At 51.6% G+C, this 14,393-nt stretch carries 7 protein-coding genes; 4 read left to right on the forward strand and 3 right to left on the reverse strand.

Annotated features, from left to right (window positions below):
* The first annotated feature begins 1,203 nt into the window (after positions 1-1,203).
* Positions 1,204-1,947, forward strand: a complete 744-nt coding sequence (locus tag CRP01_RS16695) for a head GIN domain-containing protein (RefSeq protein WP_099151219.1) — start codon at positions 1,204-1,206, stop codon at positions 1,945-1,947.
* Positions 1,948-2,114: 167 nt separating this feature from the next.
* Here the strand turns inward: CRP01_RS16695 and CRP01_RS16700 are convergent, their stop codons facing one another.
* Positions 2,115-4,784, reverse strand: coding sequence for a DUF5916 domain-containing protein (locus CRP01_RS16700; RefSeq protein ID WP_233752696.1), 2,670 nt, complete (start codon positions 4,782-4,784; stop codon positions 2,115-2,117).
* Positions 4,785-5,268: 484 nt separating this feature from the next.
* Here CRP01_RS16700 and CRP01_RS16705 point away from each other — a divergent pair, with 484 nt between their 5' ends.
* Positions 5,269-6,039: a DUF5602 domain-containing protein gene (locus tag CRP01_RS16705; protein ID WP_099151220.1), complete on the forward strand. Its 771-nt coding sequence runs from the start codon at positions 5,269-5,271 to the stop codon at positions 6,037-6,039.
* Positions 6,040-6,129: 90 nt separating this feature from the next.
* On the opposite strand, the gene CRP01_RS16710 is transcribed toward CRP01_RS16705, so the two are convergent.
* Positions 6,130-6,738 carry a diheme cytochrome c-553 gene (locus CRP01_RS16710; RefSeq protein WP_099151221.1) on the reverse strand — a complete coding sequence of 203 codons (609 nt, stop codon included), beginning with the start codon at positions 6,736-6,738 and terminating at the stop codon, positions 6,130-6,132.
* A 225-nt stretch (positions 6,739-6,963) separates the two neighbouring features.
* Positions 6,964-11,091: a hybrid sensor histidine kinase/response regulator transcription factor gene (locus tag CRP01_RS16715; protein ID WP_099151222.1), complete on the reverse strand. Its 4,128-nt coding sequence runs from the start codon at positions 11,089-11,091 to the stop codon at positions 6,964-6,966.
* 315 nt (positions 11,092-11,406) lie between these two features.
* On the opposite strand from CRP01_RS16715, the gene CRP01_RS16725 reads away from it, so the two are divergent.
* Positions 11,407-11,733, forward strand: coding sequence for a PadR family transcriptional regulator (locus CRP01_RS16725; RefSeq protein WP_099151224.1), 327 nt, complete (start codon positions 11,407-11,409; stop codon positions 11,731-11,733).
* Positions 11,730-14,393, forward strand: coding sequence for an ABC transporter permease (locus CRP01_RS16730; protein ID WP_222845755.1), 2,664 nt, complete (start codon positions 11,730-11,732; stop codon positions 14,391-14,393). Before CRP01_RS16725 ends, CRP01_RS16730 begins: the two co-directional genes overlap by 4 nt.

Genomic DNA, 14,393 nt, shown 5'->3' on the forward strand with positions numbered 1-14,393 from the left:
TTCCTACAACGATAAACGACAGCGAGGTCGGCTGAGACTTATACTAGGTTTATTCCGCAATCCCCACCCCCGAGACAAGAGGGCATGGCTGCCAGTTTCATCACCTCACAGTGTTGAGTTGTATGCAAGGATCATCCCGATCGGATGACCGTCGTGCTCTTCTCATTTGAAGAACGGTGGCTGTGAGGGAAGGATTCGAACCTCCACGGGGCGGTTAGCTATAGTACATTATCGGTAACTTGTACCGATCGGTGGTCAACCCCAGTCTCGTGTCGGCGTCGCTGTAGTTTCCTACAACGATAAACGACAGCGAGGTCGGCTGAGACTTATACTAGGTTTATTCCGCAATCCCCACCCCCGAGACAAGAGGGCATGGCTGCCAGTTTCATCACCTCACAGTGTTGATTTTGTATGCAAGGATCATCCCGATCGGATGACCGACGCGCTCTTCTCATTCGAAGAGCGATGGCTGTGAGGGGAGGATTCGAACCTCCACGGGGCGGTTAGCTATAGTACATTATCGGTAACTTGTACCGATCGGTGGTCAACCCCAGTCTCGTGTCGGCGTCGCCGTAGTTTCCTACAACGATAAACGACAGCGAGGTCGGCTGAGACTTATACTAGGTTTATTCCGCAATCCCCACCCCCGAGACAAGAGGGCATGGCTGCCAGTTTCATCACCTCACAATTTTCAATTTTACTTACCTCATTTGGTAAGCTTTTGGATCAAATATCCGCGTCTTCGCTAATTGCGTTGACCATGCAAACTTAAAGCCATTGACTATTTTATGCAAATTTTTCAATAAAAAAATGAAAAAAATTAATTCTCACTAACGTTATTACATTTTCATTGAAAATTTCAAAATCAATGCTTTTTCTCCGGGGGTAAAATTAGAAAAAATCTAAAGTGCAAACCAATTTAGCCCAAAGCAATTGGATTTTGGGGCTGTTTTTTATGAAACAGTCAAAATAATAGCCTGATTTCATCAAATTATTAGTCAGATAGCGAAATAATATCCTCTCATTAAGAATTTCTCAAGCCAATTTCGGGGCCGTTTTCACCTAACAAAGTACACGCCCGGTTTACTGTTACCAAGCTGTTAAAATTTTGGGGCCTCATAGGGGTATTCGGGGCGCTAAAGCAATCTTACCCATACAAGTTCACACTTGCTGTAATTAAAATCACTCGAAAACAATTGCATTATGAAAAATTTCAAATGGTCATTCCTGATCCTCGCATTAGGTATCAGCCTTTTAACCCCCGCCTGCTTTATCGATATTGATGATGACGATAATTTCTTCGGATGTGTAAACGGCAACGGCCCTATCGTTTCCGTAGATCTGGACATGCCGCAGATCGACGCCATCCATTTAGCTATGCCCGGTCAGGTATTCGTCACCCAGGGCCCCCAACAGAGTGTCCGGGTGGAAGCCAAGCAGAATATTATTGATGAACTGGAACTGAATGTCAAAAATGGACTGTGGGTGATCGATACGGATCGCTGTGTCCGGGATATCGATGATTTCAAAGTCTTCATCACCATGACGGACATTACGGAACTGGGACTTTTTGGTTCCGGCGATATTATCGGTGAGAATTTCTTCGCCGTCAACGATATCCTATTATTGCTCGTCGGCTCCGGCGATATGGACCTCGGCCTGGAAGCGGACGATGTCGAAACTAACATCAGCGGCTCGGGCAATATGGTGCTGGAAGGGACCGGCGATTCTCTGGATTCCAACATCTCCGGTTCGGGCGATGTCCGCGCCTTTAATCTGGAAGTGAATCGCGCCAAGTTCGATATTACCGGCTCCGGCGACGCGGAGATCACCGTATCCGACGAACTGGACGTCCGCATCAGCGGCTCGGGCGATGTGAAGTACAAAGGCAATCCATCGGTAGATGTGGTGATTACCGGATCGGGCCGGGTGGTAGATGCTAATTAATCTAAGTTGATGCAACTTACTTGGTAGAGGGTATAGAGCAGAAAGTAGAGGGATTACCTATCGTTAAAATGGAGCAAAATCGCTCATTTTAACGGTTGCAGTCTCTCTACCATCTACTCTATAATTCAAGTATAGCGACTTAAATTTTTTAGATTATACGATGATCATCATCTAATAAATCGATAAGTTCCCTTCACCAGAAAGATATTACGGGCATTTTCGCCGAACAGGTTATCGGACAGACTCCGGAAGATACCCTGCTCCGGGTCTTCAAAAGCAGTAGCGCCCTGGGACCACACCAGAAACAGCTCGGATCCCGGCGTGTATTCCCAACGCAACACCAGATTGGAACGGAACTGGATAAAATTGAAATCAGGCTGCCCGAATGTGTAATCGGTCTGCTGGTCTCCGTCCTCGTCGATCTCGTACAGCTCATTAGCCGCATCGTAGCTGATCTCTTCCTTCGTAAACAGGTGGAAACGATCCTCGAAGGTACGCCCCAGCGGCTGATCCGTCAGGCGGTTGAAGCGATCGTAACGGCCGCGGGAGATAAACGGCTGACCGTAGTACTGGATGGTCAGATCCGGGGTGATGTTGTAATTCAGCCGGATGGTGGTACTGAAAGTCTGCTGGTCTACCCTACCGTTGATATAGCGGGTCTGGCCGTCGTGGCCGAGTTGGGTGACGTACTGCTCGGTACGCTGAAAACGTTCAAAGGCCGGTTGCAGGGATACGCTCATTGCATTGACGGGCTGCCAGTTCATGCTGATGCGGTAATTCTGGACCCGCACGATCTTATCGATTCCCCAACCCTGGAAGGTATTGAGGTAAAAATTGACCTTTTTGCGACTATCGGTGGAGATGTAGGCAAAGTGGCCAAAGCCGTTCGGTCGGCGCAAGGCCGGACCGCCCCGCAGTGCATTTTTGGAAATATCGAGATTCTCGTAGGTCAGCCCCGCTCCCACCTGCCAAAAGTTGGTGAAGTTGGCGTGGGCGTTGGTATTAACGGCGCGGTAGAGGTTACGACCGGAAAAATCCCAGCGACTCCAGTGATTATAATTCCACTGAAAGCGACGAAAAATGCCGAAGGGTTCCACCCAGCGCCGGGCGCCCCAGAAGAAGTAATTGATCTCATCCGTATTCACCAGAAAGCCGATATCGTTGAGTTCCAGTTCGGGGGAGCGCCAGGTAGCACCGGTCTGGAAAACCCATTTACCACCGTATTTACCGAGCATCAGCGTGCCGCCGGTTCCGGTCAGGCTATTGGCGGTGCTGTCTACCGACAGGTGTTCAGCATCCGGACGTTGGAAAAGGTGTTCAAATGCCGTTTGGGTCGCGTAGATCGCCTCCCGGCTGCCGCTTACCTGACTCGCCATAATTTTCCCCGATAAGAACCAGGAGCGATTGTTCCAGCGGTGCACAAAATCCAGTCCGCCGGAAGTCGCCGAGCGGTGTAGAAAATCCAGATTCGGATCGTTGATGTCCCTTTTAACGGAAGTCAGCATACCGCCGATAATGGTGTTGCCTTCATTAAAGTCCTGCCGGAAGCGACCGACGAAGAAGTTGGTCAGCGGTTCTACCACGGCCTCGCTGCGTTCTCCCTGGTAATCGATGGTGGCCATTTCCCGCTGGGTGACACTTTCCAGAATGCCGATAGACAGGCCTTTCCGGGTCTTACCGCTGAATTTAGCCGCTCCGAGGATGGTGGTATTCTGCGGCTGATCCACAAAGTAGCCCCGATCCCCGTCCGAACTGATGTAGCGGTGGGGAGAGCCGCCGATCCGGCGCGAGTAAAACATCAGATCACTATCGTAGGGACCACCGGCTTCCGAGCCCGTCAACTGGTAATCAAAAATATTGCGGTTTTCGATGAAGAACGGCCGGCGTTCGTTAAAGAAGATCTGGAAACCATTCAGGTTAAGGGCTCCGGGGTCGGCCTCGACCTGACCGAAATCCGGATTGATCGTAAAATCCAAAGTCAGATCATTGGTCACACCGATCCGACCGTCCACTCCCGCGCTCAGGCGGGTATCCCGGCCGGTAGCGAAGGGATTGGCCGCTTCGGCTTTAAAGGTGGAAAGTTGGGCCAGCACGTAGGGCTGGATCTCCAGTTGTTTTTGCGGTTCGAGGCCTTTAATGCCCCGCAATTCGCCAAAACGACTCACCCAACCGGCGTCGGTCCGCCGCATGGGTTGCCAGGTGGCGCGTTCGTCCATCCGAAAATCCCGGCGGGTAGACTGGATGCCCCACACCTGCTCATCTTGTTTACCGAAGCGCAACTGGCTGAGCGGAATACGCAGTTCGGCCGTCCAACCGAGAGAATCGATATGACTTTTAGCGTACCATATCGGATTCCAGTTGGTATCCCAGTTATTGCCGTCATTGGAGATGAACTCGTCACCCTTGACGCCGGCCGCGGAGATGGTAAAGGAAAAAGCCGTCTGCAGATCGTGGTAGCTGTCGATATTGACTTCCACCCAGTCGCCGGCAAAACCGTCCCGGCGCGACATTCGCTGCTCGATCTTTTCCGGATCATCGTCAAAACACCGAAAACCGACGTACAGGTTTTTGGCGTCATAGAGCACTTTCATCCGGGTCTTCTGGGTAGGAGCTTCGCCGCTGGCCGGTTGCCACTGGGTGTAGTCACCGCTCCACTCCACGGTTTCCCAGCAGGCCTCATCGAGTTTGCCGTCTATATCCGGAGCCTTACTTTCAATACGGGTGGTGAAAATGTTTCGCTTGGGCAGGGGATCCTGCTCGCTGTCCTGTGCCTGGAGGGTATGCATACTAATCCATAAAATAGCAACCGCCAAACAGGTTGATACATGTTTGTTCATATACTAAACAGTCGGGTTTAAAAAATTTATATTTCTAAAGAATTCTATATGGCAGCAATGATAAGGGGCCAGTAGTTTTTTTCGGAAAAGAAAGGCTATGTGTCTAAAAAGACTAGACGAACAGACAAAAGTTGCAACCCAACGAAAATTATTCGTAGAGTAAACCGCCCCACCATCAACCCTCGACCGTCAACCATCGACCCTCGACCGTCAACCGTCAACCATCAATCCTCAACCGTCCGCTAAAAATAATCGGTCACCAGTTGACACATTCCGGCCATCCGGCCGCATTGTGCTAAACCCTGTCCTTTATGTTATAGCCCGGGCTCCCGGATTCCCGCACATTTGTCCCTGTCAGCCACACCGCAGTTTTGTCCTCCCAGATCTCGTTTCCGGCTCGTAGCTGACCAACCAAATCCATTAGCCCGTCCCCCGGCTAATCCAAAATGCGGAATTATAACTCTATTTATCAAATTCATAACTAATGAAATCCATACTCAAAATCTCTGTTCTTACCTGTCTGGTAATCAATCTGTTTCTATTTCCTTCCTGTAAAGAAGAGGATCCCGGCCAGGCGGACCTCAGCGGTACCGTCTACAGTGATCCCCAAAGCCTGGGCAACGGCGAAGTGCGGTCTTACGTGACCAAGGACGAATCCGGAACACCGGTCAGCATCGGTATCGAGTTTAACGAAGCGGCCCTGGAAAACCTACCGACCGGCCATGCCCACGGGTATTCGCTGCTGTTTGAACTGCCGGAAGCTGTTCCTCCCTTCAACCACATTTCCTTCGACTGGAACGAGCACGGCCACGAACCGCCGGGCGTGTACGACGTTCCTCACTTTGACCTGCATTTTTACTTCATGGAACTTGAAGCGAGAATGGCCATTGCAGCCGGGGACACGGTACAGTTTGCCAATCAGCCGGACGCCGCTTATATGCCGGCCGCTTACATTCAGTTGCCGGGCGGTGTACCGGCCATGGGAAGTCACTGGATTGATCCTGCGACCCCTGAGCTGCATGGGACGCCATTTACCTACACGATGATCTACGGTTCTTTCGACGGCAAACTGACCTTCATCGAGCCGATGTTTGCCCTGAGCTACCTCCAGCAAAAAGTTACCGAGCATATCGATATCCCTCAGCCCGCCAGCTACCAGTTGGGTGGCTATTTCCCGATGACCTACGGTTTCCATTACCGGGCCGATAACGGCACCTATACCATTTCACTGGACGAACTGGTAGATCGTGACTAACTTTTAATTCCGTCATAAAAAGAGCCCGGTCCAGGATCCTTCGATCCCGGCCGGGCTTTCACTATTAGAGATTGAGTCTTTAAGGAGCTGTTAGAGTTCGTCGATCGGAATGGGGTTCGGTACCACATTCTTCACCGGCTCTGTGTGTTTCAGATAGGTGAACAGCGCGTGCAGGTCCTCATCGCTGATATTGACGAAATTGAACCAGGGCATCGGTGGCAACAGGGGGCGGGTGTTATCCATTCCTTTGGATTTCCCCTGGGTAAAAGCTTTCCGAAACTGTTCTTCCGACCAGTTGCCGATCCCCGTCTCATCCGAAGTAATGTTAGCCGAGAAAGTAATGCCCCACGGTCCCTGGGTGACGGTATTGGTCGCATTGAACAGGGCCGCTCCTTCGGGCAAACTACTGGGTGCTACGGCCTGATAGGGCATGTCGGCGGGGTGTCCGGAAAGCCCCTTACCGGGAATGATCTCCGGTCCGTTCGGTCCCATTTGTTTCGGAGAATGGCAATCGTGACAACTCATGATCTCCAGCAGGTATTCGCCCCGCTTGATCAGTGCTTCGGTGGAGGATGCCCCGGTGGTTTCCGCTACGGTCACCGCTTCACCGCTGTTGTCGTCCTGCTCGGGTTCGTCGGAGCAATAGACCAACAAAAGGGCAACGGGCAAAAGCAGGAAAAGCAATTTCGTTTTTTTCATCTCTTTGAGTTTTAGATCATTGGAATAGGTGGATCAGTAATTTTGCCGCTCAGCTGATCTAAACACATGACAGGTTTAAATCAGCCTTTCGGTCCGATAACTCAAAGGTGAAAAATAAACAGACGAGTAGTTATGACAGCCTGGACAGGCATTAACAGGAATCGGCCCCTGGCCGAAAAGTGTTAGGCTTTGGCCGTTTTCTTTCAGGCTCTGGTGTAGCAAAGATCAGCAAACCTCACTTGGGCTAAGGCCGTATTCCTCCCGGAAACATTTACTGAAGTAGGAGACATTATTAAACCCGACCTCGAAGCAGATCTCCGACACATTCCCGGTGCCCGCCCGCAGCAGCTCGTGCGCCCGCCGCAGACGATAAAGCCGGATGAACTGATTGGGCGACTGCCCGATCACCGCTTTGAACTTCCGGCGTAGCTGCCGCTCGCTCATGTGTACGGCCCGGGCCAGTTGGGAGATGTCCAGATCCGGATTGGAAACCTCCGTATGCAGCAAATCCAGAATGGTCTGCAGGAATTGATTTTCGGTCTCATTGCGGTAGACCGCCTTTTCAAAACCCGGAGCCAGTGCCGAAAATTTTTCCTGCAGGGCCTGCCGCTTCTCGATCAGCATGCGGGTACGCAACTGCAGTTCTTCGCTCTTAAAGGGCTTGGTCAGATAAGCATCCGCCCCGGCGGTATAGCCGGCATACTGATCTTCCCGGGAAGTTTTCGCCGTCAGCATGATCACCGGTATGTGACTGGTCAGCGCGTGCTGGGTTAATTCATGGCATACCTCATAGCCGTTCATACCCGGCATCATCACATCGGTAATGATCAGATCCGGCATGAGTTCCTGGGCGCGGGCTATTCCGTCGGCGCCATTGCTCACTGCAACGGTCGTGAAGTCCGGTTCCAGAACATGACTGATAAAAGAGCGGACATCGGTATTGTCCTCAATGATGAGCACCACGTGTTTATTTTCGTTCTTTACGCACGGGGCCAGTTCCGGTGGATCGGCCGGTTTTGCTGCGGGCACTCCGTTCTGAAAGTTGATGGCGATCTTTTCCCGTTCCCAGTGGCTCAGCTGCAGGGGTAAGCTCACCCGAAAACACGTACCTTTCCCGGGCTGGCTTTCCACACTGACCCGGCCACCGTGCAGGTCGGCCAGTTCCTTCACCAGCGCCAGTCCTATACCGGAGCCGTTGCGGGATTCCTCCCCGGCTCCTTCCACCCGGTAAAAGCGTTGAAAGATATGATCCAGGTACGGCTCGGCAATTCCCGGACCGGTATCCGTCACGCTGAAGTGGACGCTTACCGGACTTTCCGGATCGGCGGCCGGATCATCAATATCCGCGATAGCTACCGTCACCGCATCTCCCGCCCGGGAGTATTTGATGGCATTGGAAAGCAGGTTGCTGAGGATCTGTTCGATCTTTTGGTGGTCAAATTCACCGTGGGCAGAAGTAAGAGCGGACGTCAGCCCCAGGCTGATCCTGCGGGTCTCGGCCATAGTCCTGTAGGATTCCGTCACCCCGCGCAGCAATTGGATGAGTTCTCCCGTTCGCGGATGCAGGCGTTCTTTCCCCGTTTCCAGTTTGGACAGGTCCATGATCTGATTGATCATCGCTAACAGCTGATCGGCATTCTGCTCCATCAGGGATAAGTTCCGGGTATCGGGGCCCGGTGCCATCTTTCCTTTGAGCTGCTCGATCGGGCCCAGGATCAGGGTCAGGGGGGTGCGGAATTCGTGGGCGATATCGGTGAAGAACTTGCTTTTCAATTGATCCAGTTCCTGTAGCTTTCGCTTTTCCACTTTTTCGATCGCCAACTGGTGTTTCAATTGACTTCGCTTCCGCTGGTAGCTGAGCAGTGCGTAAACCATGGCCAGTAGGATAATACTATAGATGGTTTTAGCCCACCAGGTCAGCCAGAACGGTGGGGTGATCAACAAACGTATAGAAGCCCCGGTCTCACTCCAGACCCCGTCACTGTTGGTACCCTGCACGGAAAAGGTATAGGCTCCATGCGGAAGGTTGGTATAGGTGGCGCTGCTGCGGGTTCCGGCTTCTATCCACTGATTATCCCAACCGCTAAGTTTGTATCTGAACCGGTTCTTTTCGGGAGCCACGAAATCCATCGCGGCAAAATAGAAGGTCACTACGTCATCTTTGTAGTTAAGGGTTATCTGATCCTGAAACATTACCTGCTGCTGTAGAATACCAGTTGAATCGCCGGGATAGACGCGCCGGCTGCCCACCCCCAAACCAGTAATGTGCACGGGAGGAATAAAGCTGTTGTCGGCCAGTTGCCGGGGGTAGAAATAATTCAGTCCCTTGATACCACCGAAAAACATTTCCCCGTCCGGAGCCCGGAAATAAGCCCCGGAATTGAACTCGTTGCTCTGCAAGCCATCCCGGGCATCGTAATTTTTAAAGGTAAAATTGACCGGGTCAAAACAGGAAAGTCCTTTATTGGTACTCATCCACAGGTTACCGGCTTCATCGGGCAAGATGCTGTAGACCACATTATCCGGCAAACCGTCATCCGTGGTAATATGGTCGCACGTTTTGTCGACCATATCAAATTTGTCGACCCCGCCGCCGGCAGTGGCCAGCCAGAGGTAGCGGTCCGGCTCCCGGGGATCCGGGCAGAGATGCCGCAGTACATTGGTACTGATGCTCTGCTCATCTTTCGGATCGTGCTGGTAGGTACGCATCGCCCAGGTCTTGGGATCAAAATGGATCAGTCCGATCTCGCTGTTCATCCAGAATTTCCCGTATTGATCTTCTATGATCCGGACAAATACCGGATCTTTATTGAGGTTGTTCCGGTAGCGCAGGGAGGTGAAAGTGCCGGTTTCCCGGTTCAGTTTGGAAAAAAAGTTTCGGGTCACAGTCCAGATATCACCGGACCTATCCTGGTATACACAGAAGGTACTTCTTTCCGGTAAGCTGGTGGGGTCATCCGGCCGATGACGGAATTCCACCACCGTACTATCGCTCACATGATACCGGGAAAGGCCCAGCGTAGAGGCCAGCCAAAGCCAGCCCTCCTCATCTTCAATTATGGAATAGACCAGCCCACTCCCGATATTTTCGGATGGGGCTACCCGGCTCTCATAGCTGATGATCTCGCCCTTTTTCCGATTCCAACGGTGGAGCGCCTGGGCACCGACCCATACGTTATTGTCCCGGTCCTTAAAAATCGAACGAATGGAGAAGCTTTTCAGTCGGGTCCATTCCGGCAACTCGTATTTCAGCATCTTGATACCGGTATTCCGGCTATCCGTAATGTTGATCCCGTAACCATTGGTACCAAACCACAACTGGCCGGAATGATCCGCGATACCGGCCAGGATACCGGCACCGTGAAAACCGGTAAGGTCTTCAAATCGCGGATTGAAATATTCATAGCGGCCGGTGGACGGATCGAAACGCATTAATTCGTGGTAGGTGCCGATCCAGAGTTTTCCGCTTCCCGGATCGGGAAGTATGAAATTCATCCGGCCCCAGCCAGGTCTTTCATTTAAATAATGATTGGGAAAAAACTGAAATTTACCGGTCTTCTTTTCAAAATAACAAAGTCCGGAACTCTTTCCTAGCCAGAGAAAGCCAGGATGTTGCGTATCAACAATATAGTTTACCGCCTCATCTTTGGTAGACAGCGAAGGGTCACCCTGCCCGACTTTGATCACATGCCGGGAGATCTCATTTCCCGAATCATCGAAACGGTACAGCCGCTTGCTGCTGCCGATCCAAAGATGCTGGCCGTCGTAGTGGATATGGCTGATGTCCTCAAAAGTGTCCGATATGACTACCGGATGTTGGATCGTATCGGCCGTATTCTCCAGCGGGATCTTAACCAGATACTTACGGCTCACCGACATCCAGAGCGCGCCGTTTTTGTCCTGTACAATATCACTTACGGCGACATTGGGATTCAGGTCAGTGGCGAATTCGGCAAAATCGTAGATCTCAAATATTCCCTTCTCTTCGTTGTAGCGATTCAGCCCGTTCCGGGTACCGACCCAGAGGTTCTGATCGCGATCTTCAAAAAGATCCAGGACAAAATTATTACTCAGAGAGGTTTCGTCTCCCGGCAGGTGTTGAAATACGGAAAACTCGTAACCGTCATAGCGGTTGAGCCCGTCTTTAGTACCGAACCAGATGAAGCCCAGGTGGTCCTGCAGGATGGCCTGTACGGCGTTTTGGGACAATCCGTCATCAATGGTCAGATGGCGGAATCGCTCCTGCGGAGGCAGTTGCTGGGCGTACAGGCCGCTCAGCCCCTGCATCAGGAGTAGCAGCAATATAGAGTTGAGTATTTTCAGATCGGAGGCGAAGAAGTAGTTACGGTTCATTTTGTCCTGGCAATCATTCTGAAGCCCTGGAACATCAGAGTTTTAGGTTTTCAATAGATTGGAAATTAATCATTTTTTCAGATTTGCTAAAGTGTAGATCAGGTTTAATCTTTTATTGCTGGCTAATTCTGAAAGAAAAAAAATTCCTGCTCAGGCAAAAGCAGCACAACAAAACATCTAAATCATTAATTATCAACCCAAAACAAGACCTTCAACAAGCTAATACAAATAAATTTCCAAAAGTTGAATTTATAAAAACTGCAATTGCGAATAAAATAATTGCATATATTTACTGCAATTACGAATGAAATATCCATGAAGAAGACCAAACTGGGGGAATTTGAAGAGCTCGTTTTGCTGACCGTCATCGCTCTGCAGGAAGATGCCTACGGTGTCCAGATCAAACAGGAACTGGAAGACCGCCTGCAGGAAACGCTGAGTGTGGGATCTATCCAATCCGCCCTCAAACGCATGGAGGACAAAGGTTTTCTAACCTCTACCTTCGGGGAAACCACTCCCCGGCGCGGTGGAAAAAGGAAACGGATCTATGCCGCTACACCCTACGCCCGGCGCGTACTGGAAGAGATCAAAGCCGTACGAGCCGGACTGTGGGCCACCATTCTTAAACTTGACTTCATATGAAGCAGACCGATCCCCAATCCCCTCCCGAATGGCCGTTGCGTTTTCTCCGTTTCTTTATGAAAGACGAATACCTGGAAGAGATCGAAGGTGATCTGGAAGAGATCTATCTGGACAATCTCGATCGCTACGCTCCGGAGCGGGCGCGTCAAATGTATACACTGGAAGTACTCAAACTATTCCGCCCCGGTCTGGTCAAAAACTGGAAAGTAAGCAATCAACTCAATCACCTCGACATGTATAAAAATTATCTAAAGGTTGCCTGGCGCAACCTACGCAAGTTTAAAATGTACTCGGCCATCAAGATCGGCGGGTTCGCCATCGGTATTGCGGCCGCCATCCTGATCACCCTCTTCGTACTGCACGAATCCAGCTACGACCAACACTACGCCAATACCGATCGGATCTACCGCGTGATCAATAATTTTGCGGATCCGACCAGGGAAGCAGACCGCTGGCCGGCCATGCAGCCCCAGTTGGCATCGGTACTGGAGGAAGAATTTCCCGAGATCGAAAAATCCGGTCGCCTCATCCCTTACGACTGGTACGATGCCGGGAGTAACCAGTTCCGGCCGGAAGAACGCGTGCAGAATAACTACGAAGAAGGCTTTGCCTACATGGACCAGTCCCTGCTCGAGATCCTGGAGATCCCGATGGTATACGGCGAACGCGAAACAGCCCTGGCCAACCCGAAAACGATCGTTATTTCCCAAAAAATGGCGGATAAGTACTACCCGGACGAGAACCCGGTGGGCAAATCGGTCATTCTCAATGAAAAGGAAGACCGGGCCTACACCATCGGCGGGGTGATGGAGGATTTCCCTTCCAACAGTCATCTGCAGTACGATTTTTTACTGACGCTGACGGAAGAAGAGTTCTGGGAAGGTGAGCAAACGAGCTGGTGCTGTAGCAATTACAATACCTACGCTTTGTTGCGCCGGGGTACCCAAACGGAGGAGCTGGAACCCAAGTTGCTTTCCGTCCGGGATAAATACCTGATCAGCCATTTTGAAGAAAACGGCGATGTCTGGGCGGAAAAAGCTAAAAATTACCTGACCTACGATCTGGTACCCGTTGCCGATACCCACCTGAAGTCAAAAGAAGTGTATGATGTCTTTCCGAAAAGCGACATCCGGATCATCCGGCTTTTCGGAGCGATCGCGGTTTTCATTCTGCTGCTGGCCTGCATCAATTTTATCAATCTATCGACGGCCAAATCGGCCAATCGCGCCAAAGAGACCGGGCTGCGTAAAGTGGTGGGTTCTCATCGCAGTCACCTGATCCAGCAATTTCTGACGGAATCGGTGTTGTTTAGTGCCATCTCCGTCGGTCTGGGCACATTGCTGGCCCGGGTACTGCTGCCTTACTTCAACGAGCTTTCCGGCAAAACCCTCTCCTTTCCGTGGACGGACTGGTGGTTTCTGCCCGTACTGGCGGGAGTGACGTTACTGATCGGTTTACTGGCCGGCGTTTACCCCTCTTTTTACCTGTCGGCCTTCAAGCCGATTGACGTGCTGAAGGGCAAACTCAGCCGGGGTACCAAGGCGGCCGGCATCCGGAGCACCATGGTCGTATTTCAGTTCGCGACTTCTATGGTATTGATCGTCAGTGCTTTTATCGTCTACAACCAGATGCAGTTCATTCTACACAAAGACCTCGGCTTTGACAAAGAACAGGTAGTCATGCTGCAGGGCACCAATACCCTGGAAGATAAGCTTCCTGCTTTCAAAGATGAACTGTTGCGCCTGCCGGGAGTAACCAGTGCCGCCGCCAGTAATTACTTTCCGGTGTCCGGTACCAAACGGGATCAGAATTCCTTCTGGATAGAGGGTCGCAAAAATCTGGATCCGGGTGTCGGCGCTCAGATCTGGCGAACGGATGAGGACTACCTCTCCGCGCTGGATATCAATTTGATCGCCGGACGCAACTTCTCTCCCGATATCGCTTCCGACACCGGCGCTATCGTTATCAATCAAACCATGGCCGACAAGCTGGGACTGGAAGATCCGGTCGGCGCCCGCATCGAGAACTGGGGTAAATGGACGGTGATCGGGGTCGTGGAAGATTTCCATTTCGAATCCATGAAAGGCGGTATCGGAGCCCTCGGCATGATCATGAGCGAAAGAGGGTCCATTCTGGCGACAGAGATCAGCGCGGAAAACATAGAGGCTACGCTGGCCGCCATTACCGGCATCTGGGATAACTTCATGCCCAACCAACCGATCCGCTATACCTTCATGGATGAGACCTTCGCCCGGATGTACGCCGATGTGCAACGCACGGGCAATGTATTTGCGGCCTGCGCCATCCTGGCGATCATCATTGCCTGTCTGGGATTATTCGGCCTGGCTACTTTCATGGCCGAACAGAGAAGTAAGGAAGTGAGCATTCGGAAAGTGCTGGGCGCTTCCATGAGTAGTCTCTACCAGTTGCTCACCGCCGATTTCCTCAAACTGATCCTGATATCGCTGTTGATCGGCGCACCGATAGCCTGGTACCTGATGCGCAACTGGCTGGAAGATTATGAGTACCGGATTGATATTGCCTGGTGGTTCTTTGCCGTTCCCGGCCTGATCATCGTGGGTATTGCCCTGTTCACCGTAAGCCGCCAGGCTTTAAAACTGGCCTTTTCCAGCCCGGTAGATCACCTGCGGGGCGAGTGA

This window comes from Flavilitoribacter nigricans DSM 23189 = NBRC 102662 (assembly GCF_002646595.1).
GTDB lineage: Bacteria > Bacteroidota > Bacteroidia > Chitinophagales > Saprospiraceae > Flavilitoribacter > Flavilitoribacter nigricans.